26 protein-coding genes are annotated in these 24,421 nt (G+C 57.6%); 9 read left to right on the top strand and 17 right to left on the bottom strand.

Going from position 1 to position 24,421, the window contains the following annotated elements; translation table 11 throughout:
- Positions 1 to 62: 62 nt before the first annotated feature.
- On the bottom strand, positions 63 to 1,397 hold the full coding sequence (locus C4N24_RS02730) for an MATE family efflux transporter (protein WP_112090226.1): 1,335 nt from the start codon (positions 1,395 to 1,397) through the stop codon (positions 63 to 65).
- A gap of 344 nt (positions 1,398 to 1,741) precedes the next feature.
- Between C4N24_RS02730 and yfcE the strand changes: the two genes are divergently transcribed.
- The 5 genes from yfcE to C4N24_RS02705 all read left to right on the top strand — a co-directional run bounded on the left by yfcE (position 1,742) and on the right by C4N24_RS02705 (position 6,637).
- Positions 1,742 to 2,287 (top strand): phosphodiesterase, encoded by a 546-nt coding sequence (yfcE, locus tag C4N24_RS02725; RefSeq protein ID WP_112090225.1) that lies wholly within the window; start codon positions 1,742 to 1,744, stop codon positions 2,285 to 2,287.
- Between the two features lie 283 nt (positions 2,288 to 2,570).
- On the top strand, positions 2,571 to 3,524 hold the full coding sequence (gene pyk / locus C4N24_RS02720; RefSeq protein ID WP_112090224.1) for a pyruvate kinase: 954 nt from the start codon (positions 2,571 to 2,573) through the stop codon (positions 3,522 to 3,524).
- A gap of 429 nt (positions 3,525 to 3,953) precedes the next feature.
- The gene (locus C4N24_RS02715) at positions 3,954 to 4,886 is read left to right on the top strand and encodes a carbohydrate kinase family protein (protein ID WP_112090223.1); all 933 of its coding nucleotides are present in this window, start codon (positions 3,954 to 3,956) and stop codon (positions 4,884 to 4,886) included.
- 478 nt (positions 4,887 to 5,364) lie between these two features.
- A complete protein-coding gene (locus tag C4N24_RS02710) occupies positions 5,365 to 6,495 on the top strand; it encodes a sodium ion-translocating decarboxylase subunit beta (protein ID WP_112090222.1) in 1,131 nt (376 codons plus the stop codon).
- Between the two features lie 13 nt (positions 6,496 to 6,508).
- The gene (locus C4N24_RS02705) at positions 6,509 to 6,637 is read left to right on the top strand and encodes a hypothetical protein (protein WP_015538181.1); all 129 of its coding nucleotides are present in this window, start codon (positions 6,509 to 6,511) and stop codon (positions 6,635 to 6,637) included.
- A gap of 59 nt (positions 6,638 to 6,696) precedes the next feature.
- Here C4N24_RS02705 and C4N24_RS02700 read toward each other — a convergent pair whose 3' ends face one another.
- From C4N24_RS02700 to C4N24_RS02640, 14 genes are all read right to left on the bottom strand, one after another.
- Positions 6,697 to 8,013 carry a M18 family aminopeptidase gene (locus C4N24_RS02700; RefSeq protein WP_055185406.1) on the bottom strand — a complete coding sequence of 439 codons (1,317 nt, stop codon included), beginning with the start codon at positions 8,011 to 8,013 and terminating at the stop codon, positions 6,697 to 6,699.
- 168 nt (positions 8,014 to 8,181) lie between these two features.
- Positions 8,182 to 9,624: an APC family permease gene (locus tag C4N24_RS02695; protein ID WP_112090221.1), complete on the bottom strand. Its 1,443-nt coding sequence runs from the start codon at positions 9,622 to 9,624 to the stop codon at positions 8,182 to 8,184.
- Between the two features lie 205 nt (positions 9,625 to 9,829).
- Entirely contained in the window at positions 9,830 to 10,507 is a 678-nt protein-coding gene (locus C4N24_RS02690) for a GntR family transcriptional regulator (protein WP_112090220.1), read from the bottom strand.
- Between the two features lie 267 nt (positions 10,508 to 10,774).
- Entirely contained in the window at positions 10,775 to 11,239 is a 465-nt protein-coding gene (locus C4N24_RS02685) for an Hsp20/alpha crystallin family protein (protein ID WP_112090219.1), read from the bottom strand.
- Positions 11,240 to 11,477: 238 nt separating this feature from the next.
- Positions 11,478 to 11,768 (bottom strand): hypothetical protein, encoded by a 291-nt coding sequence (locus C4N24_RS02680; protein WP_146746787.1) that lies wholly within the window; start codon positions 11,766 to 11,768, stop codon positions 11,478 to 11,480.
- 5 nt (positions 11,769 to 11,773) lie between these two features.
- On the bottom strand, positions 11,774 to 12,139 hold the full coding sequence (locus C4N24_RS02675) for a DUF2500 domain-containing protein (RefSeq protein WP_112090217.1): 366 nt from the start codon (positions 12,137 to 12,139) through the stop codon (positions 11,774 to 11,776).
- 1 nt (position 12,140) lies between these two features.
- A complete protein-coding gene (locus C4N24_RS02670; RefSeq protein ID WP_112090216.1) occupies positions 12,141 to 12,488 on the bottom strand; it encodes a DUF6054 family protein in 348 nt (115 codons plus the stop codon).
- 91 nt (positions 12,489 to 12,579) lie between these two features.
- On the bottom strand, positions 12,580 to 12,957 hold the full coding sequence (locus C4N24_RS02665; protein ID WP_112090215.1) for an MmcQ/YjbR family DNA-binding protein: 378 nt from the start codon (positions 12,955 to 12,957) through the stop codon (positions 12,580 to 12,582).
- A 13-nt stretch (positions 12,958 to 12,970) separates the two neighbouring features.
- Positions 12,971 to 13,750 (bottom strand): HAD hydrolase family protein, encoded by a 780-nt coding sequence (locus tag C4N24_RS02660; RefSeq protein WP_112090214.1) that lies wholly within the window; start codon positions 13,748 to 13,750, stop codon positions 12,971 to 12,973.
- Between the two features lie 95 nt (positions 13,751 to 13,845).
- Complete coding sequence (locus C4N24_RS02655; RefSeq protein ID WP_112090213.1) at positions 13,846 to 14,703, bottom strand: YitT family protein; 858 nt, start codon at positions 14,701 to 14,703, stop codon at positions 13,846 to 13,848.
- Positions 14,704 to 14,836: 133 nt separating this feature from the next.
- Complete coding sequence (locus tag C4N24_RS02650; protein WP_112090212.1) at positions 14,837 to 15,607, bottom strand: TraX family protein; 771 nt, start codon at positions 15,605 to 15,607, stop codon at positions 14,837 to 14,839.
- Positions 15,608 to 15,716: 109 nt separating this feature from the next.
- The gene (locus C4N24_RS15280; protein WP_181573037.1) at positions 15,717 to 15,872 is read right to left on the bottom strand and encodes a hypothetical protein; all 156 of its coding nucleotides are present in this window, start codon (positions 15,870 to 15,872) and stop codon (positions 15,717 to 15,719) included.
- Between the two features lie 416 nt (positions 15,873 to 16,288).
- Positions 16,289 to 16,927 carry a hypothetical protein gene (locus C4N24_RS02645; protein WP_097782421.1) on the bottom strand — a complete coding sequence of 213 codons (639 nt, stop codon included), beginning with the start codon at positions 16,925 to 16,927 and terminating at the stop codon, positions 16,289 to 16,291.
- A gap of 161 nt (positions 16,928 to 17,088) precedes the next feature.
- Entirely contained in the window at positions 17,089 to 17,343 is a 255-nt protein-coding gene (locus C4N24_RS02640; RefSeq protein WP_097782422.1) for a hypothetical protein, read from the bottom strand.
- A gap of 269 nt (positions 17,344 to 17,612) precedes the next feature.
- Here C4N24_RS02640 and C4N24_RS02635 point away from each other — a divergent pair, with 269 nt between their 5' ends.
- On the top strand, positions 17,613 to 18,545 hold the full coding sequence (locus tag C4N24_RS02635) for an AraC family transcriptional regulator (RefSeq protein ID WP_097782423.1): 933 nt from the start codon (positions 17,613 to 17,615) through the stop codon (positions 18,543 to 18,545).
- A gap of 102 nt (positions 18,546 to 18,647) precedes the next feature.
- Positions 18,648 to 19,649: a glycosyltransferase family 2 protein gene (locus C4N24_RS02630; protein ID WP_112090211.1), complete on the top strand. Its 1,002-nt coding sequence runs from the start codon at positions 18,648 to 18,650 to the stop codon at positions 19,647 to 19,649.
- Positions 19,650 to 19,921: 272 nt separating this feature from the next.
- On the opposite strand, the gene C4N24_RS02625 is transcribed toward C4N24_RS02630, so the two are convergent.
- Together C4N24_RS02625 and C4N24_RS02620 are read right to left on the bottom strand one after the other, a co-directional pair.
- A complete protein-coding gene (locus C4N24_RS02625; RefSeq protein ID WP_112090210.1) occupies positions 19,922 to 20,830 on the bottom strand; it encodes an Ice-structuring protein in 909 nt (302 codons plus the stop codon).
- A gap of 102 nt (positions 20,831 to 20,932) precedes the next feature.
- Positions 20,933 to 21,274 (bottom strand): arsenate reductase family protein, encoded by a 342-nt coding sequence (locus C4N24_RS02620; RefSeq protein ID WP_112090209.1) that lies wholly within the window; start codon positions 21,272 to 21,274, stop codon positions 20,933 to 20,935.
- 112 nt (positions 21,275 to 21,386) lie between these two features.
- Between C4N24_RS02620 and C4N24_RS02615 the strand changes: the two genes are divergently transcribed.
- Both C4N24_RS02615 and polA read left to right on the top strand, forming a co-directional pair.
- Entirely contained in the window at positions 21,387 to 21,575 is a 189-nt protein-coding gene (locus C4N24_RS02615; RefSeq protein WP_005925145.1) for a ferredoxin, read from the top strand.
- Positions 21,576 to 21,849: 274 nt separating this feature from the next.
- The gene (gene polA, locus C4N24_RS02610; protein WP_112090208.1) at positions 21,850 to 24,420 is read left to right on the top strand and encodes a DNA polymerase I; all 2,571 of its coding nucleotides are present in this window, start codon (positions 21,850 to 21,852) and stop codon (positions 24,418 to 24,420) included.
- The last annotated feature ends 1 nt before the right edge of the window (position 24,421 follow it).

Here is a 24,421-nt window from a genome sequence, read left to right as displayed (position 1 = left end):
GTACTTTTACCGTAGTGTCAATGAAAAATAGGGACGTTATGAAACGCCCCTATCAAAAATTCTTATTTTTTATGTGTGACCGCCCGGCGGTAGACGATGCCGGAGACCGCCGCTGCCAGCACCTCGGTAAGCCAGAAGGCGTGCCATACGCCGTCTGCGCCCAGCCAGTTACACAGCAGTGCAGCCAGCGGCATGATGAAAACAACATACCGGCACAGCGCGATGACCAGCGATTCTGCGCCCTTGCCCAGTCCCTCCAGTGCACCGGAAGCGGTGGTGGAGACTGCCGAGATGACAAAGCCGATGCTGATGATGCGCAAGGCAGTCTGCCCGGCGGCGATGGTTTCGGGGTTCTGGGTGAACAGCCCCATCAGCTGCCCGGAGGCAAACTGACAGATCACCGTGCCCGCCGCCATGATGGCTGCGCTCATGAGCAGGGTCAGCTGGAACAGCTTTTTCACCCGAGCGTGCTCCCGCGCGCCGTAATTGTAGCCGATGAGGGGGCGCATTCCCTGCACGAAGCCGTTGGCGGGCAGGTACAAAAAGGTCTGCAATTTATAGTAGATGCCCAGCACCACCACATAGCTCTGGGAGAAAGCTGCCAGCAGCCCGTTGAGGAAGGTGACCAGCAGCGAGGGCAGCGCCAGATTGAGGATGGCCGGAATGCCGATGGCGTACAGTCTGCCGTCCAGCGCTGCGTCCGGGCGCAGGCAGCGGCGGCGCAGCCGCACCGGCAGCTCGGTGCGCAGATAGACCACAAGGTAAACTACCACGCTGAGCGCCTGACCGATGCCGGTGGCCAGTGCCGCGCCCGCAATGCCCATGGCAGGCACCGGCCCAAGGCCGAAAATGAGCACAGGGTCCAGTAAAATATTGCACACGCAGCCGGTGATCAAGGCGACCATGGACACCTTCATGCGGCCCACTGCCTGAAAGATCTTTTCAAAGGCCAGCGAGACCATGTTCACGACCAAAAACAGGAACACGATGGTGGAGTAGGTGATGCCGGCGGCGATCAGCGCCTCGTCCTGCGTAAAGCGGCGCAGAAAGCCGGGCATGATGGCGATGCTGACCACCATCATCACCACGCCGTGCACAAGGCTGAGCACAAAGCCGTGGGTGGCGGCCGTCTCGGCCTTTTCGCGGTCGCCCGCGCCCAGATACAGCGCGATCATGGCGTTGATGCCGATGCCAAAGCCGATGGCAATGGCGTTGGAAAAGTTCTGGATGGGGAACACCAGACTTAACGCGGTCATGGCGTCCTCGCTGATGCGCGCCACAAACAGGCTGTCCACAATGTTGTACAGGCTGTTTACCAGCATGGAGAGCACGTTGGGCAGCGCCATCGAGAGCAGCAGCGGCAGCACCGGCTTCTCCTTCATAAAAGTTTCGTTCATAAAAAATTTCACCTGCTATCCGTAAAAAGCAAAAATGTGGCGGGCACAGCATCGGCTTGCAGCCGGTTTCCGGCGCAAAAAAAGCCACACAATGACCCTTTAAAGGTCATTGTGTGGCGAAAAGTAGCAATGTTGCTGTAAAAATCCACACGGTTTTTATGATCGCGGCAGCTGTCCGCGATATGCAGCCTGCGCATTTGCGGGTTGCAACCCTAGCAGAATACCACATCCTCAGCGGCGTGTCAAGGGGTTTTGGTGCAAAAGTATGACTTTTGTAATTACTTGACCATTTTTACAGCAGGCGCTACAATAAGGCAAACCGGCTCTGAGGGAGGGCATTGTATATGAAATGGATGATCGCATCAGACCTGCACGGCTCCTATTATTATGCGCAGCAGCTGCAGCAGGCCTTTGAACGGGAGCAGGCCGACCGCCTGCTGTTCTTGGGAGACCTGCTCTACCACGGCCCCCGCAACGACCTGCCCCGGGATTACGCCCCCAAAAAGGTGATTCCGCTGCTGAACAGCCTTGCGCCCAAGCTGCTGTGCGTGCGGGGCAACTGCGACGCCGATGTAGACCAGATGGTGCTCAATTTCCCGGTGCTGGCGGATTACGCCGTGCTGCCGGTGGGGCAGCGGCTGGTCTACGTCACCCACGGCCATGTGTTCAACCTGAACCATCTGCCGCCCCTTGCCCCGGGGGATATTTTGCTCCACGGTCACACCCATGTGCCCGCATGGACAAACTTCGGGCAGGGGAACCTTTACTTAAACCCCGGCTCCGTGAGCATTCCCAAGGAAAACACCGCCCACAGCTACATGACCTTGGAGGGAAGCACCGCCTGTTGGAAGACCATGGAGGGCGCGTGCTACCACCAGCTGCAGTTGTGATAATGTTGTGATATTCCAGTTTTTCCCGGCAAAAGCTGGAAAAAGCCCTTGACGAACTGCCCGAAATGCTGTAAACTAAGTACAACCTTTAAAAATAGAGGGAGCTGTAAGCTTTGTACTGAACGCAGGCGGTGCAAAGTATCGCAGTAAACCCCATAAGGCATCATAAAAAGACACCGGAGGCTTTGCATCGGCTTCCGGTGTTTTTTTATGCGCCGCCGGGCTATCTTTTGCCGCGCGGTCATGCTACAATAGAAAGAAAACGCGAATTGCAGGAGGAATTATGGATTTTTACGGAACCATCGGCCCTGCCTGTGCCGATGTAAAGCTTTTGCAGCAGATGGTGGAAGCCGGCATGACCGGCATCCGCATGAATCTTTCTCACGGGCCGCTGGCAGCGCACGCGGACTGGCTGGCGCTGCTGCGCAAGGCCGGGGTCAAAAAGCTGCTCATCGACCTGCAGGGGCCGGAACTGCGCATTGGACGTCTGCCGCAGCCGCTGTCCCTGACCGCCGGGCAGACCGTGCGTTTGGGCGCGCAGGGCATCCCCTGCCCTGCCGCGCTGGTGCACAGCGTGCAGCCCGGGCAGGAGCTGCTGCTGGATGACGGCAAGCTGCTGGCGCGGGTGGACGCCGTGGAGCCGGAAGCGCTCGTGTGCACCGTAGTGCGGGGCGGCGTGCTGCAAAGCCGCAAAAGTCTGGCAGCACCGGGGGCAGACATCCAGATGCCCACCCTGACCACCGAGGACAAGGAGAACCTTGCCATCGCCGCCGGTTGCGGCGTTACCGGGGTCATGCTGCCCTTTGTGCGCGGCGCTGAAGATATCCGCAGCCTGCGGCAGGCGCTGGCAGAGGCCGGTGCGCCGCAGCTGAAGATCCTTGCCAAAATTGAAAGCCTTGCGGGCGTGCAGGCGCTGCCGGAGTTTTTGCCGCTGGTGGACGAGGTAGTCATTGCCCGGGGCGACCTTGGCAACGCGATGCCCCTGTGGGAGCTGCCCCGCTGCCAGAAGCAGCTTTCTGCCGCCTGCCGGGCAGCCGGAGTACCCTTTATGGTGGTAACCCAGATGCTGGACAGTATGCACACCCGGGCGGTGCCCACCCGCGCCGAGGTGAACGACATCTACAACGCCGTACTGGACGGCGCATCCAGCCTGATGCTCACCGGCGAGACCGCCGCCGGGCAGTACCCGGTACAGGCTATGGAGTATCTGGTGCGCACCGCCCGCACGGCGATGTGACAGGGGCTGATTCAGAATGCCCTCCGCTGCGCTCTGGGCATTTTTAGCGGAAAGACTATTTATATTTGCCAATCGGGAAAATCTGCGGATTTTCCCGATTGGCCTTTTCACGGGAGGGTCGTAGCGGGAAAAAGCATCTATAACAATCATTATAGACTTTCCAAAATGCAAAAATAAATCTTGAAGCTGCCACTTCCGGTCACGACCCCTTTCCGTGAAAAAGGGATTCCGAAAAGTCCGCAGACTTTTCGGAATCCAAAATAAAAATAATTTTTCCTCTGACGATGCCCAAAGCGCAAGCGGCGGGCATTCCCAATCGTCCCACCCGGAAGATATTTTTCCGCAAAAAACGGCAAAGGGATAGCATCTTTTTTCTGCTTCCTGTATAATACAGGTAAAATCAACTGAAGTCAGAAAGGTTTATCGTTTATGGGTATCGTAGTCATCGGAGCTGTTTTTGTGGATATCAAGGGCTATCCCCTTTCCACCTATATCCCGGGCGGGCGCAACGCCGGACGCATCGAGCAGGTACACGGCGGCGTGAGCCGCAACGTGGTGGAGGATATTGCCAACGTGGAGCTGCGCCCCACCTTTGTGGGTCTGGTGGACGACACCGGCATGGGACAGGACGTCATCGACAAGCTGGCAAGGCACAAGGTCAACACCCTCTTTATCCAGAAAGTGCCGGACGGCATGGGCACATGGCTGGCCATTTTTGACAACGATGGCGATGTGCACGCCGCCATCTCCAAGCGGCCGGACACCACCCCGCTGACCGGTCTGCTGCAGGAGCAGGGCGATGCCATTTTTGCAGACTGCGATTCCATTGCACTGGAGCTGGACCTCGAAAAAGAAACGGTGAAGCAGACCCTGCGCTACGCCAAAAAGTACGGCAAAAAGGTGTTTGCCGTGGTCTCCAACATGAGCATCGCCATGGAGCGGCGGGATTTTTTGCAGCAGATCGATTGTTTCGTCTGCAACCAGCAGGAGGCCGGGCTGCTGTTCTCGGACGACTACGACCACCTCTCCCCGGACGAGATGTGCCGGGTGCTCACGGGCAACGTGCGCAGCGCCAACATTCCCAGCATGGTGGTGACCATGGGCGGACAGGGCGCGGTATACGCCTGTGCAGACGGCAACTGCGGCATCGTGCCCGCCAAAAAGGTGGATGTCATGGACACCACCGGCGCAGGGGACGCCTTCTTTGCAGGCACGGTCATCGGCCTGACCTACGGCAAAACGCTGGCAGAGTCCTGCGAGATCGGCAGCCGTCTGGCCGCCTCGGTCATCTGCATCACCGAGAACGTCTGTCCCCGCTTCCGCCCGCAGGAGTTCGGGCTGGATGTACCGGTGGTGGATTAACGGTTTGGAATGGTCTCCGCTATCGGGTTGCGGCACCCAGCATCCGCATCGTGCCTTGGGCGGCGCTTGCGTCTTGCTGGCCGCTGCCCCAACAACTCCTCCCTGTTTCCGCCACTGGCGGCGGTCGTCGTCGTTGCACTTTGGCCATTTTCAGCGGAAAAATTATTTATATTTTGCCAACCGGGAAAATCTGCGGATTTTCCCGGTTGGCCTTTTCACGGTTGAATTTTTGCGCAAAACCGCATTCCCCTCTTGACAGAAGCGGCAGTTTCTGGTATCAATAAAAATGATAAAGGGGAGTAAAGGGCAGCCTGCCGGTCAAGGCTTTTTTCCGGCAGGCCGCTGCATGGCAGCGTCATCACGGCAGCAATGCCCGATGTCATGTGTTCGCTTGAGACTTTTGTCACAGATCTTACGCTGTGGCAAGGGTCTTTTTTTCTTGCCGCAGCATCAGAACAAAAGGAGGCAGAAAAACAATATGAATTTCTGGAACACATTCGCCGCGCTCTTTTCAAACTTCGGGGCGCTGACATGGCAGATGGTGGTCATGTGGGGCATCGGTGCCCTGCTCATCTACCTTGCCATCGTCAAAAAGATGGAGCCCAGTCTGCTGCTGCCCATGGGGTTCGGTGCCATTCTGGTCAATCTTCCCGCATCCGGTGCCATCACGCAGGGGGACACCGTCGGCCCTATCTCTGCCCTGTTTGAAGCAGGGATGTCCAACGAGCTGTTCCCGCTGCTGCTGTTCATCGGCATCGGTGCCATGATCGATTTTGGCCCGCTGCTGGAAAAGCCGTGGCTCATGCTGTTTGGCGCAGCGGCACAGTTCGGCATCTTTTTCACCCTGTTTCTGGCCGGGTTCTTCTTTGATATGAAGGATGCCGCATCCATTGCGGTCATCGGCGCAGCGGATGGCCCCACCGCCATTTTTGTGGCAAACACCCTGAAATCCCAGTATCTGGGCGCTATTATGGTGGCAGCTTACAGCTACATGGCGCTGGTGCCCATCGTGCAGCCGCCGGTCATCCGTCTGCTGACCACCCAGAAGGAGCGCCGCATCCGTATGCCCTACGAAAAAGGCAATGTCACCCAGCTGACCAAGATCCTGTTCCCTGTTGTGGTCACGGTGGTCGCCGGTCTGGTAGCCCCGGCCAGCGTGGCGCTGGTAGGCTTTTTGATGTTCGGCAACCTGCTGCGGGAATGCGGCGTGCTGAACTCCCTGAGCGAGACCGCCCAGAACGTACTGGCAAACCTCATCACCCTGCTGCTGGGTCTGACCGTTGCCGGGCAGATGACCGCCGACAAGTTCGTCCGGCCGGACACTTTGCTCATCATGGCGCTGGGTCTTGTAGCCTTTATCTTTGATACCGCTGGCGGCGTGCTGTTCGCCAAGCTGCTGAACCTGTTCCTGCCCGAGGGCAAAAAGCTGAACCCCATGATCGGCGCGGCAGGCATTTCGGCCTTCCCCATGAGCGGACGCGTGGTCAACAAGATGGGTCTGGCCGAGGACAGCCAGAATTTCCTGCTGATGTACTCCATCAGCGTCAACGTTTCCGGACAGATCGCATCCGTCCTTGCCGGCGGACTGATCCTTTCCCTGATGGCTTAACGGAGGTGCCTTTATGCTTCATCTTTCTTCCTGGATGACCACCCTGCCCATGATGCTCATCGGCATGACCGGTATCCTGCTGGTCATCGGTTTTCTTGTGCTGGTCGTGATGGCGCTGAACTGTCTCACCCGCCGCAAATAAAGAGTCATAAATGCAAAAAGGACTGCCGTGCAGCGCACGGCAGTCCTTTTTATATCAATTTACTTGCTGATAGAAAGCGTGCCGAAAGCAGTCTCTTCAAAGTGGCTGCTGTACAGCTCCTGCATCAGCTTGATGAGCGAGAGGGTATCCTCTGCACCGGCGGTCTCGTAGCAGGAGTGCATGGCCAGCTGGGGCAGGCCGATGTCCACACAATTCATGGACACCTGTGCCATCGCCAGATTGCCCAGCGTGCTGCCGCCTACCTTATCGGAACGGTTTGCAAAGTATTGCAGCGGCACACCGGCGCGGGCAGCCAGCTCCCGGGCGGCTGCAACGCTCATGCCGTCGCTGGTGTACTTCTGACCGGCGTGGGTCTTGATGACCACACCCTTGTTCATGTAGGTGCAGTTGTTCACATCGGTGTGCTCCGGGTGGTTGGGGTGCACGGCGTGGGCGTTGTCGGCGCTGACCATAAAGCTGGAAGCCACCGCGCGGTGGAAGTCCTCGTCGCTGCCGCCAAGGCTCTGGGCAATGCGGTGCAGCACATCGTACAGGAAGGTGGAGGCTGCGCCCTGCTTGGTGCCGGAGCCGACCTCCTCGTTATCAAAGAAGGCTGCCACACCGATGGAGCGGGCGTTCTTGGCAGTCAGCAGACCTTTCAGGATGCCGTAAACGCACTGCTGATCGTCCAGACGGCCGCAGGAGATGAACTCCTCGTTGCAGCCCCAGACGGTGGCTTTTTCCCGCACATAGAGGAACAGATCGCTGCCAAGGATCTGCTCCTCAGACACCTGCAGCTCCTCTGCGATCAGCTTTTTCAGCGCGCCCTCCTCGCAGGCACCGCCCAGCACGGGCAGCATATCCACCTGCTTGTTGAAGGAAGCCTTATCGTTGACCTCGCGGTTCATGTGGATGGCAACGCTGGGGATCATCAGCAGGTCGCGGTCCAGTGCCACCAGACGGGATACGATAGCGCCGTTCTCCTGCACCAGCACACGGCCCGCCACAGACAGCGGACGATCCATCCATGTGGCGCAGATCATGCCGCCGTAGCCCTCGGTGTTCAGCTTGGTGTAGTTCTGCCCCATGTGGATCTCGGCGTTCTCCTTGATGCGGAAGCAGGGAGAATCCGTATGGGCGGCGGCAACGTTGAAGCTGTAATTCTCCAGCTGGTCGCCCATGCGGAAGGCGATGATGCTGGAACCGTTGCGGCAGACAAAGTAGTCCTTGCCGGGTTCCAGCGCCCACTTGCGGCTTTCCAGCAGCTCTGCAAAGCCTGCCTTCAGCAGGATATCCCGCACAGCGGCGGTGGTGTGGTATGCGGTGGGGTTGCCGTCGATGAAGGACAGCATTTCACGGACTTCGGATGCGATCATAAAAATAAACCTCCTAAGGTGTATCTGAAAAGAGCCGGTCAGTGCTGACCGGCCCTTTTTATCGCAAGTCAAGAAATTAGTGCAACATTCAAACAGCATATTTGCGATATGCAATTCAACGCTGTTGCCGTTGCATTAAAAAGTTGAATTGCTATAAGCATATTCAGGTTACTTTTTGGCAGCGGTCTGTTCGCGCTTTGCAAGGGCGGGCAGAATGAATCCCAGCACAGTCAGTACCACGGGGGTGATGACGTTCAGTGCAAAGGTGAAGGGGTCCTTATCATACATACCCAGCACGCAGCACACGGCGGTAACGGCAAAGCACCAGCCGCCGAAGAACTTGGCCACGGCCTGATTTTTGACAAAGCGGTACTCGGCGGGGATGGTATCGTAGGCATTGCGCAGGGCAATGTAGGCGGCAAACACCCACAGGTAGCGCATGGGCATACACACAGAGTTCAGCTTGGTCAGCTGGCGCAGAACGGCGGCAGCACCGGGCACGAAGGACTGTGCCAGAATGATGGAGCCGGACAGCACAGCCACCATCTTGATGCCGTTGCTGTGCACGCCGTGGGCGTTGACCTTGTGCAGAGCCTGCGGGATGAACTGCTTGGTGTGCTCGTTATCCAGCAGCATACGCAGGGGTGCGTCGATGCTCAAAATCAGCACGGCGAGCTGGCTGATGACGTTGCACAGGGCGTAGATGATCATGAACAGATCGCCCACATGGTAGTACTGACCCAGCTTCTGGAAAGCCCAGTAGGAACTGTTGGCGACATAGGCGTTGAAGCTTTCGGCGCTGGCGTTGATGATGGCGGGGTCGAACATACGGCTCATGGCCAGCGTGCCCAGAATGGCGCAGGCGACCACCATGACGGCCAGCGTGATCATGCCGCGGGGGAAGCCCTTGCTGGGGTTCTCGACCTTATTGACGTAGGGAGAGATCTTTTCGCAGCCGCCCACGGCGAACACCAGAATGGACAGAGACGTGAAGTAGGTGACGTTAAAGTTGGGGATCATGCTGCTGAAGCTCAGGTTGGCGTGGACGTACTCTGCGGTGGGGTTGATGGCCGGGGCAGCGAACATCATCACGATGTACAGCAGGGACATGACGAAGGTACAGGTGCCTGCGGCAGTCAGCAGCTTTTTCAGGGGGTTCAGACCCAGGCTTGCAATGTAGCAGCCCAGCAGCAGGATGCAGAAGGTAGCCAGCTGGATGTAGCGGGTGGGGAAGGAATCGTAGGTCTCCGCGTTGCGGAAAACCGCCCAGCTCAGCGCCTTCAAAAAGCCGCTGCCCTTGCTGGCGATGTAGGTGATGTGGCACGCCCAGTAGGTCCAGCCGGCGTAGTAAGCCAGCTTGGCGTTGGTGGTCTGGTGCAGCCATGAACTGACACCGCCGCCCTCGTTTTTAAAGGCTGAGCCCAGCTCGCCCACCATCAGCGCATAGGGGATAAAGTAAAGGGCAAACATGAAGATCCAGCTGAAGATGACCTGCGGACCGTTAAAGTACACAAAGCCGTTGGTAATGTTGCCGAAGCCCCAGACCGTAGAAAAGGCCATGAAGGCAAGGGTAAGCCACGAGATCTTTGTAGCTTTTTCTTTGTTAGACATACGGATAATTCCTCTCTTTCTTCTCCACACAGGGCGGAAGTTCCTGTAAGAAGGCCGAGGTTCCGCATACATTTTGCAATTTTTACCAAAAATACAGCAACTCTCGACCAGTCACTTTGACAGTATAGCATAATTGCAGATTGTAGACAATCTGCAATTTCCATAAAATGATTGGTCAAAATTTAGACGTTCAGCCAAATTCCCCTTATTTTGCCGTGCCGTCTGCTGCCTGTCCAGCGCTGTTCGCGCTGCGCATCCGCTCCATAGGCTCCATGTAGTGGGCGTAGACGGCGCGGCAGGCAGCCTCGGTGTCGCCGCTTGCCAGCGCCTCGTACAGCTTGGTGTGGATGCCGTTCTGCCGCTGCGCCAGCGTCTCGTGGTTAGAGCCGCTGCTCGCCCCAACGAGCAGGTTGCCGTAGTTCAGGTCGTCCCAGAATTTCAGCAGTCTGGGCAGCCCTGCCCGCTGCACGATGACCGCGTGGAAGCGGTTGTCATTCTCCACGATCTGCGAAAGATCCCCCGGCCGGACATTGCGCATCTCCTCCAGTATCCCGCGCAGGGTGCGCAGATCCTCCTCCTGGAATTTGCAGTCAAAATAGCGCAGCGCCGTCATTTCCAGATTTGCCCGCAGCAGATAGATCTCGTAGGCGTCCTCCGGTTTCACCCGGCGCACAGAGCACCCCACATTGCGCGAATACTCGACCATGCCCTCCTGTTCCAACTGCCGCAGCGCTTCCCGGATGGGTGCCCGGCTGGAGCCGAACTCCTCGGCAAGCCGCTGCTCAGCCAGCTTTGCGCCCGGCTGCAGCTCCCCGGTAAGGATCTTGCTCCTGATGGCAGAGGTGATACTTTCCCGTAAAGTCTGAAAGGCAAATTCGCCCATGACTTTTATCCCCCTTTTCTCTTCTATACGTTCTTTTTTTGCCGCACGCAGTCCGCAGCCGCTGCCAGTGCAGCCGCAGGCCTGTATTGCGTGCGCCTTATAAGGATACCACGAAATGGTAGAAAAATAAAGTTTTCTGGCAAAAACAGGTACTTTCTCCCCTCTCCGTCATCGAAAGCCTGCACACAAAAAATGCCCCCGGAGGGCTTGTTGCAGCTCTCCGGGGGCATCCTATATACGTTATGCCTTGGCGCACACGGCCGGCATTTACTCGATCTCGATCAGGTTCGGGTTCTCAGGCAGAGCCTTCGTCTGCTGAGGAGCGGGCAGCTGGATGTGCAGGACACCATCCTCGAACTTTGCGTGGATATCCTCCTTCTTCACTTCGCCCACATAGAAGCTGCGGGCGCAGCTGCCGGAGAAGGTCTCGCGCCGCACATAACGGCCCTTGTTGTCCTTTTCATCGTTAGAGTGGCTGCGCACTGCCTGAATGGTCAGGTAGCCGTCGTTCAGATCCATCTGAACGTCCTCCTTCTTGCAGCCCGGCAGATCAACGTCTACTTCGTAGCCGTTGTCCGTCTGCTTGACATCGGTCTTCATCATGTTTGCGCCGCGCTTACCAAAGGTGTCGCGGGCTTCGCGGTTCATCACACGCTCCAGTGCACCCTCGTTCCAGAACGGATCAAAGAGATCATCGAACAGGTTCTCATGAAAAACAGTCGGCATAAACATAAAACATACCTCCAATCCCGGCGTTCGGGTCGGGTATAAAATTACATTTTGAAGCTCTTTGCAAAGGGCTTTTCGGGGAGCCTTGCGGCTCTCCTTTTGCCCTTCCTCCTGAGCACGCCACTGTTATAACACGATTTTTTAGCACTGTCAAGTGTAGAGTGCTAAAATTCACAAAAGAATAATACTTTTGTCACAGCTTCTGCGATTTCTTCAAAAATACTGCGCAGCAGCGCGTTTATCATACCACAAGTGGAACAAGCGTTCCTTGGATATACCCCGCAAAATACGCAACACCTGTGCTTGCAGCAATGCAGACGCCCCACAAGGCCCATGCGGCAAGCTTTTTGCCGGTCAGCCTGTAAACGGCGTTCCAATACTCCATGTTGCACCATACAAGCGCCGCCGAGAACAAGACCGAGAGCCACTGCGCACGGAAGGACAGCTCCATGCTGATAAGCAGATAGTTCGTCAACGTATAAAACAGGCTTCTGCCCACGATTTCCGGCACACTTGAATGCTTTTGCTGCATATCGGTCACCCGTTCTTCCGTTCAAACCCCAGATACCGCGTGCCCTGAAAGCTCAGCTTTCCGGTGTCGCCTTCTACAAGCATTCCGTAGTCCGAACCATCTACTTCAAGTTCCATGCGGTCACCGCTTTCTACCTGAAAGGTGGCATAATAGGTAGTGAACGTATGCGACATCGTATTGTCCGTATGATGGCGGGAAACGTTCATCCGCTTGGCCACCACAGTAGCCGGGACGGTAAGGCGCGGGGACGCATTATTTTTGCTCCATCTGCGCAGGTTGCTCACCACGGTAAACAGGATCATGCCCAGCACCACCAGAAACACCAGCGGGAACAGGATGCTGAACAGCGCGTCAAACCCACTATAAAACATTTTAGCCCTCCAAAATTTCCTCCAGCAGCTGCTTTACATCCTCCAGAAAAGCGTCCTCGCCGAGGGTGTTCATTTTAAAGAACACCGCCTGACTGCCGCCCGCTGCAATGGCCGACAGCCGGATGGGCTCGTCCCCGTTCTGGAACAAGGTCAGTGTCAGGCTGAGACGGTTGCCGCCCACCATGCTGTACCGCTCAAACACCCGCACGCTGCACCGGGCGCTGCCCTCCTTGAAATCGCTGCCGGCTTCCAGCTCTGCCGACCAGCTGCTGTCCGGGATGGCGAGTTCCAGCTTGCGGAGCAGGGTATCAAAGTTCTGGTTGCGGATGGTCTTTTCAAAAATAGCCATAGCTTCCTCCTTTTGCAAAATGCAGTCCCTTTACCCTGAATACGAATGAGAGCGGGCAGCAATTGCAGCGCCCGCCCTTATTTTGCTGCGGTCAAGCTTTCTTTTTGCGCAGCTTGGGTGCGGTGGCGTTGTAGCTCATGTCCAGCACCAGACGGAGCTTATCCTCCGGGGCGCTGCCGTCCAGCGCGGCGGTGATCCAATTTTCCTTATTCATGTGGTAGGCCGGGTAAAAGCCCGGCTCTGCCCGCAGAGAACCGATGAGGATGGGGTCACATTTCAGGTTCACGATATCCACCGGCTGCTGTCCGGGCAGACCCAGCTTGCTTCTGGGCACGGTGGTGACCAGCGCAAACCACTTGCGGTTTGCCGCATGACGGAACACCGCCGACTCCGGGGTGTCCATCCACGGATAGTCCGGCTCTACGCTGTAAGTATCAAAAATGAGCTGTTCCAAGCCCTTGCGGTCCATGGGTTCTCCCCCTTTACGGCTGCTGTGCCAGCAGCTGCGCCAGCACATCCTCCGGGCGGGGGGTGTGGTTTTTGTATTTTGCCCGCAGCGGGGCGGCGGCGTTGTCCATGATGTAAGGCACGCCCACCACGTCCAGCATGGTCTCGTCATTGTAGTTATCGCCAAAGGCCATCACCTGTGCAGGGTCGATGCCAAGGGTGCTGCACACGCACTGCACCCCGATGCCCTTGTTGGCAAAGGTGGTATCGATCCAGAACGGGCCCGCCACGGCGCAGTTAGCCTGTTTCCAGCGGGGCACAAAGCGCTCCACATAGTTCTCCACGCCCTCGTGCAGGTACACCGACACCTTGGTGATGTCCTCCGGCACCTCGGCGGGGCTATGGATGATCTGGTAGTGGTTGCCCACAAACTGCACCCGCTGCAGCATCCCAAGGCCGCGCTCCATCAGGTAGGCAGTGTTCTGGCCGGAGAGCATCACCTCGCCCCGCCCCTCGCTGCGCGTCCACATATCGTTGGCAATTTCCTCTGCCAGCGCCCGGGGCATGGGATTTTTGGCGATGCACTGTTCTTCCTGAAAAATAGTGCCGCCGTTTTCACAGATAAACACGCAGCAGTCCGCCACCGGTGCAAAGAGCTTGCGCAGGCTGGTATACTGCCGCCCGGAGGCCGGGCAGAACCAGATCCTCCGCTGATGCAGCGCCCGGATCTGGTCGAATATCTCGCCCTCCAGTTCCTTTTTACCGTATTGCAGCAGCGTACCGTCAATGTCGCTGCAAACCAGTCTGATGTCCATGGCTGTCGTTCCCTTTCCGTTTTTTCTTATTTTACCACGGTTTTCCGCTGCGGAAAAGCCCCGGTCACGGCTTTTGCATCCTTTCCCTGTGCCGCTCAGCGCTTGGGCTGATAGTGCATACTGGATACATTATAAATCGTGACAAAGGCCTTGGGGTCCTCGCGGTTGATGAAGTTCATCAGCTTCTGATACTCGTTTTTGTCCACGATGGTAATGATCTCGTTGTGCTTTTCAAAGTTGTATGCACCGATAGCCTCGTACATGGTGGCACCACTGTGCAGGTCGTTGATGATGAACTGCCGCAGCGCCTCTTCCTTCTCGGTAATGATGCACACCCGGCGCTTGATGCTGTTATCGAAGATGAAATGATCCAGCACCATGCCATTGAAGTAGGTACCAAGAATGCTCAGCACCACGGTCTTTTTATCGTAGACAAGGGCAGCGGAAAGTGCCACGCACATGCCCGAAAGGGACATAGCCTTGCCCAGTTCCATGTGCAGATACTTATTCATGATCTTTGCCACGATATCCAGCCCGCCTGAGGATGCGTTGCGGTTGAACAGGATGCTCAGACCCACGCTGACCACCAGAATATAACACAGCACATCCAGTTCCTGACTGCCTGTCATGGAGCCAAAATCCGGGAACAGCCGCTCAAAAAGCCCCAGAAATACCGGCAGCATCACGCTGGTATACACGGTTTTTGCGCCAAACTCCCTGCCGCAGGTGAAAAAACCGATGATGAGCAGCACGGTATTCAGCACCATAGTAATGACCGAAAGCGGCAGCGGCACAAAATTAGAAAGCACGATGCCAAGGCCGGAAATACTGCTGACGGATGTATGGCTGGGTGCCAGAAAAAAATAGACCGCCGCCGCAATGATAGCGATAGCTCCGGTCAGGATAGCCGTCTCCTTGGCGATTGCGGGGTAGTTCAGCTTCTTGTTTGTCATTGTTGCTCCTCCAAGCTTTTGTTTTCCGCCTTCAGTATACCATGCTTTGCGTTTATAGGAAAGCACCCCCGGCAAAAGACTAAAAAACGGGTCAGAAACACCTGTGGGGGTTTCTGACCCGTTTCCTAATATCTTATCGGTTCACGAAGTTCAGCACCAGAACCAACAGCAGCATATGCACAGGGTAAAAGGCGTAGCAGGCATACTGGAACGGCTTGCTGTGGTAGCCCTGCCGCCCGCGGTACAGCCAGATAGGCACCAGTGCCAGCAGCGCCAGCCCCTGCTGGCAAAGCTCAAAGTCCATACCGAAGAGCTGGATGGGGTACATAAGCCCGCCCAGCAGTTCCACGTTGACCCAGTACAGCGCCGCCAGCTGCCCCAGCAGGCACCACCACTTGCGCCCATGGAAGAAGTAAAAGATGAACACGGTCAGCACACCGGTGCCGTAGTAGTCCACCATGCCCAGCGTGCCCAGCACTGCGCCTGCCGCCACCACAAGGGCGGATACCAGCAGGTACATCCATGTTTTCTGCTTTTTGCGCACGGTTTCCATCAAATGGACGCCCAGAATGCCCAAAAGCAACGTCCAGATGACGTTCTGGTGCACCGGGTAGAACCATGTGCCGCCGTACATCAGGTCGAAGGGGATCTCTGAAAGCAGGGCAAACAGCAGCAGACGCAAGGTGTATTTTTTCAGGTCGTGGGTGTGGAAGTAGCCCTCCACCGCCATAAAGGCAAAGATGGGAAACGCCACCCGCCCCGCGCAGGTCAGCCATTCCTGCGCAGGCAGCAGGGTCGCCCACAGGTGGTCCATCAGCATCAGCGCCATGGCAAGGATATGAAGTGCCGCAGCGCTCAGGTCAAAGCGGGTCGCGGCAGTGGAATAGATCGTTTTGGTTGACATGATCATACCTCGTTTTTGTCGAAATTCAGTCGTTCTGTCTGGAATACGAACGAGCCCCGCAAAGAATTGCAGCCCCGGCAGCTTTTCCCGCCGGGGCTAGTCTGCTGCTTTATTTTTTCTGCTGCGAATACCCCAGACACAAAAAGCTGGAGCCAAGGCAGAGCCACACCACCGCCGTGGAGTGACCCTCGCCAGTGATAAAGTTCAGCGCCGCAGCAAGATAAAACAGCAGTCCACCGAGATAAAACAGGTTGCACTTTTTCATAGTACGTCCCTTCGGTTTTGGTTTTTTCACCGGCTATTTTGGATACGGCAAGCGCAGGGGCGGCTGCCATTTTACTCCGCGTGCAAAGGGGCGCAGAGCGCCCACCCGGCACGCAGAAAGTGTGTGCCCGCAGCAGTCTGCGGGCAAATTCATGAAGGGTGGCTTGCCTGCCTGCCCATGGAGACGTAAGCACAAAAGCAGGAATGCGGGAAGGAGCAAGGGACGGTTTCGGCGAAAAAGCGTCTGGCGGTGGCGGAAAAGCCGAACGCAAGATTTTTTCATAATAGCTGGCTCGTAAGGTGAGCCGTACCGAAGCTTCCTTGCGGAAATGTGCAGCGTTATAGTTCATCTGCACCTGAACCGGCAGCCGCGCGCCCGGCGCTTGCCGCACCCAAAATAGCCGGTGGAACGTTCATTTAGTTTTTGGCGTTTTCCAGATAGATCTCAAAGGCTTCGGCAAAGCTGGCATTTACATCAAAGGGGACAGTGTAGTCCACCTTGGAGGTCACAAGGCAGAGGTCCAGCCGGTTGGAGGTCTCGTCTGCCTGCCGGTTCAGCTTGCTCAGCGCGGCATGGATGACCTTGCGGTCGTAGTTGATGGTGGTCACCCGCTTCACATCGCAGCAGTAGGAGATCTGGTTGCCCTCGGCGTTGAAGCGGTAGCCGGTGCCCCCGCCGGAGAGCAGCTGCTCGGAGCTGCGCAGGTCGTTCATCCGCTTGAAGGTGCGGGCGATGCTCTGGCGCGCGGCATTCAGGCTGACCTCGCTGTCCATATCCATGTCCAGTGCATCCTTTGCCTTGCGGATGGCGGCAAACAGGCGGCTTTTTTCCTCCAGCAGATAGAGCATGAACCGGGCAATGTCGGTGATCTGCTCCGCATATTCGGTCTGTGCTACGTCCATAACGGTCTCGTCCTCAGCCTCGGGCATCACCTTATGGCGCAGATAGGTGTTGGCCACCTTGGTCACGTTGGCATCGCAATCCAGAATGCCCTGCGCCTCGTCCAGCAGGGACTGGAGCTTGTTCTGGTAGCGGAATGCTTCCTTCAGGTTCATAGTCGTTCCCTCCATCTTGTTTTTTCTGCTTTCAGCTTACCACAGACCGCCCGCCTGCGCAAGCTTTCCGGTAAAACAGGCAAAGCGCCCGCCCCGGCTTTGACCGGAGCGGGCGCTTTGCCTTAGTTGTGACACTTATTGGGATAAGAGATTGGCATTACTCAGCCGGCCACGCGCTCGGTTCGGCCTGCCTCCAGCATATAGCGCAGGAAGCCGGTCACGTCGGCGGGGTCGGTCACGGTGAGGTCAAAGCCCTTTTTGGGGGCAGTGTCCATCATCTGCAGCATGGAGCGTGCGGTAGCGTCCTGCTTCAGGTCGCAGGTCTTGCCGTTGTCCAGATGCAGCAGCACGCTGCCGTGGCTGGCAGAAAGCTGGCGCATGAAACGTTCCTTATCAAAATACTCGATACGAAGCATAGGAATACCTCCTTGATAAAATGGTTTATATTACACTTGCCGTCCGGCTGTAACTCCGTCAGACGGCGGGAGGATAGCGGTTTTGCCCGGCATGGGAATGCTTGCACAGCTTGCGTTCCCGCTGCCTTGGTGCTATACTGAGCTTGGAAGCTCTGATAGGATAATACCACAAAACAATCTTGAATCATAGAACAAAACCGCATAGTATATGCAACAAAATCGGCATTGACAAAAAACATTCAAAGTATTGCGGAAAGGAATTGGTGAATATGGCATATCAGACAAGCTGTGCCTCTTATACCAGCGGCCGGGTGGGGCTTTCCAGTGCTACTGCCGTGGTGGCCGATGCCGCCGGGCGGGAGCAGACCCAGCACGGCAGCCCGTTGTTCCCCATTGCCTGCTACGCCGAAGATCTTTCCTGCTACTCGGTGGCGTGGCACTGGCACGAGGAATTTGAGTTTATTCTGGCGGCGCTGGGACCCATTCATGTGGATGTGAACAAGACCCGCCTGACTCTGCAGACCGGGCAGGGCGTGTTTATCAACTCCGGTGCGCTGCACGCGGTAGAGCCTGCCGAGGGCAGGGCGCTGCTGCACTCCGGTGTATTTCAGCCCAGGCTTGTCGGCGGCATGGACACCGTGTTCTGGCAAAAACTCATCCGCCCGCTTTTGCAGCCGGGCACGCCGCCCTTCTTTTTGCTGGACGAGGCCGTGCCATGGCAGCGGCAGGTGCTGCTCTGCCTGCGGGAGGCGTGGAAAGGCGTGGCGGACGAGCCCTTTGACTACGAGAACCGGGTGCGGTACCACCTTACCGCCGCCCTGCGGCTGCTCATTACCCAATGCGTCAGCGGCAAGGTGAAGGTATCGGAGCAGGAACAGATCGCCTCGGAGCGGATGAAACAGATGCTGCGCTATGTAGAGGAGCACTACGCCGAGGAACTGACCGTGGAAAAGCTGGCCGGATGCGTAGCCCTGAGCGAAAGTGCCTGTCTGCGCAGTTTCCGGCAGTTTCTGGGCATCACGCCCATCCAGTACGTCAAGCAGTTCCGGGTGGAAAAAGCCGCCGAGCTGCTGCGCTCCACCCGGCTCAAGACCGGCGAGGTGGGGCTGGAATGCGGTTTTTCGGACGCAAGCTACTTTATCAAGACCTTCCGGGAGATCAAGCACTGCACCCCCCGGGAGTACCGCATCCGCTTCTGCTGAGCAAAGGGCAAGCTTCCCCGGGCGCAGCATTTGCCCGTTTCTTTTTGCGGGGGGTTATGCTATAATACCCCTTGGATCTGTACATCCGCAGGAGAAAAACTTATGAGCAAAGCAACCATCGTTATCCCCAATATCAACGGCAAGGGCTGGCTGAAGGACTCCATCGAGTCCATCTACGCCCAGACCGAGCAGGATTTTGACCTGATCGTGGTGGACAACGGTTCCACCGACGAAAGTCTGGAACAAGCCCGCAGCTACTGCACCCGTCCCAACTTTACCCTGATTGAAAACGGACGCAATACCGGCTTTTCCTACGCAGTGAATCAGGGCATTGCCCGGACGCAGAGCAAATATGTGGTGCTGTTCAACAACGACGCCTTTGCCGAGCCGCAGTGGCTGACCGAGCTTTTGCGCACCGCCGATGCCGACCCGAAGATCTTTGCGGTGCAAAGCCTGATGATCCGTCACTTTGAGCGGAAACTGGCCGATGATGCCGGGGACTATGTAACATGGATGGGCTTTGCCTGCAAGACCGGCGATGGCCGCCGCGTCAGCCGCTACACCAAGCAAAAGCGTATCTTCTCGGCCTGCGGCGGCGCAGCGCTGTACCGCAAAAGCATTCTGGACGAGATCGGCGGCTTTGACGAAAACTTTTTTGCCTACTTTGAGGACGTAGACCTGAGCTGGCGCGCCAACAATGCCGGCTACAAAAATGTGCTCTGCCCCGCCGCCAAGTGCTACCATATCTGCGGTGCCAGCACCGGCGCTGTCAAATACAACGCCTTTAAAAGCCAGCAGAGCGGCCGCAACAGCATTCTGCTGCCGCTCAAAAACGAGCCGCTGCTGATGCTGGTGCTCAACTTTATCCCGCTGGCGCTGGGCTATCTGCTCAAGTGCTACAAGTTCCACAAGCAGGGCTTTGGCGAGGCTTGGGACAAGGGAATGCACGAGGCCTTTGCCCTGCTCAAAGCGGGCAAGCTGGGCAAGCGCCCCTTCCGCCTGAAAGACCTGCCCAATTATATCCTGATGGAACTGTGGATGATATGGAACATGGTTCCCTACCTGTGGTATCGGCTGGTAGTGGTAAGGTTTGACTTGAAATAACACCAACTACTATAAAGCACCTTCTCATACGCGGTCAGCAACCTCGCCCTCTCCGTCACGGCTTACGCCGTGCCACCTCTCCCAAAGGGAGAGGCCTTGGCAAAGAGATGAACTTTGCGTGGACTGCCAAGGGCTCCCACTTTGGGGGAGCTGTCAAAGCTGCTAGGCTTTGACTGAGAGGGCGAACCCGTTACTCTTTACAACGATTTCTATTATACCAAAAACACCCGACTGTGAAAGCAAACTCACAGTCGGGTGTTTCCATTTACATTTTACGCTGCGGTGCTGGCGGCATCCTCAGCGGCGGGGGCTTCTGCCACGGCGCTGTCTGCACCCGCTTCTGCCTGTGCTTCCGGCTGCACAGCCGAGACAGCAGCCGAATCTGCCGCAGCGGAATCTCCGGCAGTGGCCAGAATGGCGTCCTGCACATCGCTTTCCGCCATAGGCTCCGGCTGCGCAGCAGCGGAACTTGCGGCGCTTTCGGGCTTGGTCTCGCTCTCGGTCAGGCCGGTCAGATACCAGCTGCCGCTCTGGCGCTCGAACAGGTAATCCATATACTTGGTGGGGGTGTCCGAGGAGGGGTTGATGATGCTGTCGTCCGCGCTGGCGGTGGGGATATAGCCCACGGTAACGTGCAGCTTGCCGCTGCGCTTGAACAGCTTGACCACGGTGGCGCGGTAGTAGCCCACCGTACCGGTGATGGGGATCTTGTAGCACTGGGTGGTCTCGTCAAACTCGACGGTCATATCCTCCATGTCAAAGCTGCGGTGGGTCAGCTTAAAGCCGGGGCCCAGCAGCTTTGCCAGATAGGCGTCCACCTCCACCGAGGGCAGCAGCAGCTGCTCGGTCTCGGGGTCGGTGTTATAGTTGTCAAAACCGCCCTGTGTCTCCTGAATGCTGTACACACAGCCCCATACGGCTGCTTCCCGCAGGGTCAGGTCGTCGATGTTCTCAATGCCGTCAAAGGGCATGGGGTCGAACAATACCAGACCCTCCAGCTTGTCCTCGTATTCCTGTTTTTGTGCAGTATCGTCAAAGAGGTTTGCCACAAGGCCCACACCGGCCCGCAGCACCGTGATAAACCCGATGAGCACCAGCACCGTGATCAGCAGACCCAAGGTCTGCCGCCAGCGGCGGCGCTTGATCCGGGCGTGTTCTTCCGGGGTGATCGTATTTTTCATTGGTCTGAGTCTCCCAAAGTTTTTTGTCTGCCTAACAGTATACCACATCCGGCCGCAGAGTGCAAAACCTATACCGGTGGTTTTTTTGTGAAAGCAGGCTTTTTATTCCCAGTCCTTCCATATCTCGGGCTGGTAGCCCACGGTGGCCTTGCGTCCGTTGCGCACGATGGGGGTCTTGAACAGCTGCTGGTTTTCAAACAGCTTGTCCTCCTTCTGCCAGTCCACCAGCGCGTCCAGCAGCGCAAGGGTCTGCTTGTCCTTTGCTGCCGGGTCAACCAGCGCTTCCCAGCCGCCCAAGGCACGCGCCACGTTATCAAACTCGCCCCGGCTCATGCCCTTTTCCTTCAGGTCGATCATCTGAAACTTGATGCCGCGCTCCTTGAAATAGCGCTGCGCCTTTTTGGTATCAAAGCACTTGCTCGTGCCAAAGATCTGGATATTCATCTTATCTCCTCCTGCCGGTTCCCGGCGGTCTTATTGTACCACACCGCAAACCGCTTGCATAGGCATAATTTGCGGCAAAACGGGCAATGCTTTCCGCAAAGGAGGTGTTTGCATGAATGCATTCGTAGACCCTGAGCTGTGCATCGGCTGTACCCAGTGCGCCGGGCTGTGCCCCGCTGTGTTCCGCATGGAGGGAGTTCTGGCTGTGGCAGAGCCCGGCCCCATCCCGCCGGAGGAGGTGCCGCAGGCCGTCACCGCAGCCCAGAGCTGCCCGGTAAGCGCCATCCGCATCGAGGAATAAGCCCGGCATCGCTAAGGCTGCTGCACAGCTTGTGCGGCAGCTTTTTTGCAGCGGGACGATTTAAAATGTCCTCCGCGCTGCTCCGGGCATAAGCAGCGGAAGAACATTATAAATTATGCGATCGTCACGGCTTACGAGCCGTGACGATCGCATTTTTACGAGAGACGGCATCACGAAAAGCAGCCGTTTCTCTTTTTTGCGCAAAAAGCTCCCGCGCGGTGCGGTTTTGTGCTATACTATAAGATGTGAAATTACGCAACGGAGGAACTGCATTATGCGTTTACTGGTCATTGACGGCAACAGCATTGCCAACCGCGCTTTTTACGGCATCAAGCTGCTGACCACCAAGGACGGACGTTACACCAACGCCATCTATGGCTTTTTGAACATTCTGCTCTCCCTGCTCAAGGAGTGCCAGCCGGACGAGGTGGCCGTGGCTTTTGACCTGAAAGCTCCCACCTTCCGGCATAAAATGTACGATGGCTACAAGGCCACCCGCCACGCCATGCCCGAGGAACTGGCGCAGCAGATGCCGGTGCTCAAGCAGCTGCTGGCAGACCTTGGCTACCGCACCGTTACCGCCGAGGGCTGGGAAGCGGACGATATTCTGGGCACACTGGCTGCTGCCTGCGCCGCCCGGAAGGACGACTGCTTCCTTGCCACCGGAGACCGCGACAGCCTGCAGCTGGTGAGCGAGAGCACCACCGTACTGCTGGCTGCTACCGTGATGGGGCGCAGCAAGACCGTGGTGATGGACGAGGATGCCATTCAGGAAAAGTACGGCCTTGCGCCTAAGCAGCTTATTGAGGTGAAGAGCCTGATGGGCGACACCTCGGATAACATCCCCGGCGTGAAGGGCATCGGCGAAAAGACCGCCCTTTCGCTGGTGCAGACTTTCGGCTCGCTGGAGGGCGTGTACCAGAACATTGATGACAAGCGCATCAAGCCCAAGCAGCGGGAGCACTTGTTAGAAGATAAGCCCATGGCCGAGCTGAGCCACACACTGGGCACCATCCGCACCGACGCTCCCATCGACACCGCCGAGGGGTCCTACACCGTGGGCGAGGGCAACAAGCCTGCCGCTGTGCGGCTTTTGCAGGAATTGGAGATCCACTCCCTGATCCCCCGGTTCGGGCTGGACGGCGTAGCGCCGGAAGCCGCCGAGGAGCAGGCTGTGGAGCTGCCGGAAGCCGAGCTTGCTCCCCTGCCCCTGACCCCCGCCGGGCATTATCTGGTGGCTGCCCGCCCCGCCGTTACCGGCAAGCAGGGCACCCGCAACGTGGTATTGCAGCCGGAAAGCTGGTACGCCGTACAGGATACCACCGTCTATCCGCTGGAAGATGCCGACCTAGTGCGGCTGCTGGACAACGCCGATGTGACGCTGGATGTGTTCAACTCCGCGCCCCTCTACGCCAAAGCCATGGCTGCCGGCGGCTGGGGCAGCAGCATCGTCTGGGACGGCAAGCTGGCCGCCTATCTGCTGGACGCCTCTGCCTCCAAGTACCAGATCAGCGAACTGATCCCCGCCTACAAGGCCGCTGCCGCCTTTACCTGCACCGATTACCCGGACGCCGGGCGGCTGGCCGACCTGTTTGCCCGGATGAAGGCCGAGATCACCGCCTGCGGCGAGGATGCACTGTACAACGAGATCGAGTTCCCGCTGGCACAGGTGCTGGCCGATATGACCCGCACCGGCGTGCTGGTGGATAAGGACGGCATCGAGCAGTTCGGCGTAAAGCTGCGGGAGGAGCTGGAGCAGGTGCTGACCCGCATCCACATGGAGACCGGCAGCGCCACCTTCAACCCCAACAGCCCCAAGCAGCTGGGCGAGATGCTGTTCGACACCATGGGTCTGCCCCACGGCAAAAAGACCCAGCGCGGCTGGTCCACCGACGCCGAAACGCTGGAAAGCCTGCGCGAGTACCCGCTGGTGGAGGACGTTTTGCAGTACCGCGCCTACCAGAAGCTGAACTCCACCTATGTGGAGGGTCTGCTCAAGGTCATTGGCGAGGACGGGCGCATCCACTCCACCTTCAACCAGACCGAAGCCCGCACCGGACGGCTTTCCTCCGATAATCCCAACCTGCAGAATATCCCCATCCGCACCGAGCTGGGCAGCCAGCTGCGCGCCTACTTTGTTGCAAAGCCGGGCTGCGTGCTGGTGGACGCGGATTACAGCCAGATCGAGCTGCGCATTCTGGCGCATATCACCGGGGACGCACATATGCAACAGGCCTTTTTGAACGGTGAGGATATCCACCGCAGCACCGCCGCCAAGATCTACGGCATTCCGCAGAGCGAGGTGACGCCACGGCTGCGCTCCTCTGCCAAGGCCATCAACTTTGGCATCATGTACGGCAAGGGCGCGTACAGCCTTTCCAAGGATATCGGCGTGACTGTGAAGGAGGCAGACGCCTTCCTCAAGAACTATCTGGCGGCTTTCCCCAGCGTGAGCGGCTATATGGACAAGACCATCGCGGACGCCAAGGCAAACGGCTATGTGTCCACCCTGTTCGGCCGCCGCCGCACCCTGCCGGAGTTGGCCAGCACAAACTTCAACGTGCGCGCCAGCGGCGAGCGTATGGCCCGCAACACCCCCATTCAGGGCACCGCTGCGGACGTGATCAAGCTGGCCATGGTGCGGGTGTGGAAGCGCCTGCGGGACGAAAAGATGGCAAGCCGCCTGATCCTGACTGTCCACGATGAACTGATCGTGGAGGCCCCGGAGGCAGAGGCCGAGCAGGCCGCCCGCATCCTGCGGGAGGAAATGGAAGGCTGCGTACAGTACGCGGTGCCCCTGAGCACCGATGTGCACGCAGGCAAAAACTGGCTGGAGGCACACTAAA

The sequence above is a fragment of the Faecalibacterium prausnitzii genome, from assembly GCF_003287405.1.
GTDB lineage: Bacteria > Bacillota > Clostridia > Oscillospirales > Ruminococcaceae > Faecalibacterium > Faecalibacterium intestinale.
This window is presented reverse-complemented; position numbering and strand designations above follow the sequence as displayed.

Bases quoted from the DNA above. Each gene is read 5' to 3' on its own strand.
- C4N24_RS02730 (WP_112090226.1), bottom strand. From the start codon at position 1,397: ATGAACGAAACTTTTATGAAGGAGAAGCCGGTGCTGCCGCTGCTGCTC.
- yfcE (WP_112090225.1), top strand. From the start codon at position 1,742: ATGAAATGGATGATCGCATCAGACCTGCACGGCTCCTATTATTATGCG.
- pyk (WP_112090224.1), top strand. From the start codon at position 2,571: ATGGATTTTTACGGAACCATCGGCCCTGCCTGTGCCGATGTAAAGCTT.
- C4N24_RS02715 (WP_112090223.1), top strand. From the start codon at position 3,954: ATGGGTATCGTAGTCATCGGAGCTGTTTTTGTGGATATCAAGGGCTAT.
- C4N24_RS02710 (WP_112090222.1), top strand. From the start codon at position 5,365: ATGAATTTCTGGAACACATTCGCCGCGCTCTTTTCAAACTTCGGGGCG.
- C4N24_RS02705 (WP_015538181.1), top strand. From the start codon at position 6,509: ATGCTTCATCTTTCTTCCTGGATGACCACCCTGCCCATGATGCTCATC.
- C4N24_RS02700 (WP_055185406.1), bottom strand. From the start codon at position 8,013: ATGATCGCATCCGAAGTCCGTGAAATGCTGTCCTTCATCGACGGCAAC.
- C4N24_RS02695 (WP_112090221.1), bottom strand. From the start codon at position 9,624: ATGTCTAACAAAGAAAAAGCTACAAAGATCTCGTGGCTTACCCTTGCC.
- C4N24_RS02690 (WP_112090220.1), bottom strand. From the start codon at position 10,507: ATGGGCGAATTTGCCTTTCAGACTTTACGGGAAAGTATCACCTCTGCC.
- C4N24_RS02685 (WP_112090219.1), bottom strand. From the start codon at position 11,239: ATGTTTATGCCGACTGTTTTTCATGAGAACCTGTTCGATGATCTCTTT.
- C4N24_RS02680 (WP_146746787.1), bottom strand. From the start codon at position 11,768: ATGCAGCAAAAGCATTCAAGTGTGCCGGAAATCGTGGGCAGAAGCCTG.
- C4N24_RS02675 (WP_112090217.1), bottom strand. From the start codon at position 12,139: ATGTTTTATAGTGGGTTTGACGCGCTGTTCAGCATCCTGTTCCCGCTG.
- C4N24_RS02670 (WP_112090216.1), bottom strand. From the start codon at position 12,488: ATGGCTATTTTTGAAAAGACCATCCGCAACCAGAACTTTGATACCCTG.
- C4N24_RS02665 (WP_112090215.1), bottom strand. From the start codon at position 12,957: ATGGACCGCAAGGGCTTGGAACAGCTCATTTTTGATACTTACAGCGTA.
- C4N24_RS02660 (WP_112090214.1), bottom strand. From the start codon at position 13,750: ATGGACATCAGACTGGTTTGCAGCGACATTGACGGTACGCTGCTGCAA.
- C4N24_RS02655 (WP_112090213.1), bottom strand. From the start codon at position 14,703: ATGACAAACAAGAAGCTGAACTACCCCGCAATCGCCAAGGAGACGGCT.
- C4N24_RS02650 (WP_112090212.1), bottom strand. From the start codon at position 15,607: ATGTCAACCAAAACGATCTATTCCACTGCCGCGACCCGCTTTGACCTG.
- C4N24_RS15280 (WP_181573037.1), bottom strand. From the start codon at position 15,872: ATGAAAAAGTGCAACCTGTTTTATCTCGGTGGACTGCTGTTTTATCTT.
- C4N24_RS02645 (WP_097782421.1), bottom strand. From the start codon at position 16,927: ATGAACCTGAAGGAAGCATTCCGCTACCAGAACAAGCTCCAGTCCCTG.
- C4N24_RS02640 (WP_097782422.1), bottom strand. From the start codon at position 17,343: ATGCTTCGTATCGAGTATTTTGATAAGGAACGTTTCATGCGCCAGCTT.
- C4N24_RS02635 (WP_097782423.1), top strand. From the start codon at position 17,613: ATGGCATATCAGACAAGCTGTGCCTCTTATACCAGCGGCCGGGTGGGG.
- C4N24_RS02630 (WP_112090211.1), top strand. From the start codon at position 18,648: ATGAGCAAAGCAACCATCGTTATCCCCAATATCAACGGCAAGGGCTGG.
- C4N24_RS02625 (WP_112090210.1), bottom strand. From the start codon at position 20,830: ATGAAAAATACGATCACCCCGGAAGAACACGCCCGGATCAAGCGCCGC.
- C4N24_RS02620 (WP_112090209.1), bottom strand. From the start codon at position 21,274: ATGAATATCCAGATCTTTGGCACGAGCAAGTGCTTTGATACCAAAAAG.
- C4N24_RS02615 (WP_005925145.1), top strand. From the start codon at position 21,387: ATGAATGCATTCGTAGACCCTGAGCTGTGCATCGGCTGTACCCAGTGC.
- polA (WP_112090208.1), top strand. From the start codon at position 21,850: ATGCGTTTACTGGTCATTGACGGCAACAGCATTGCCAACCGCGCTTTT.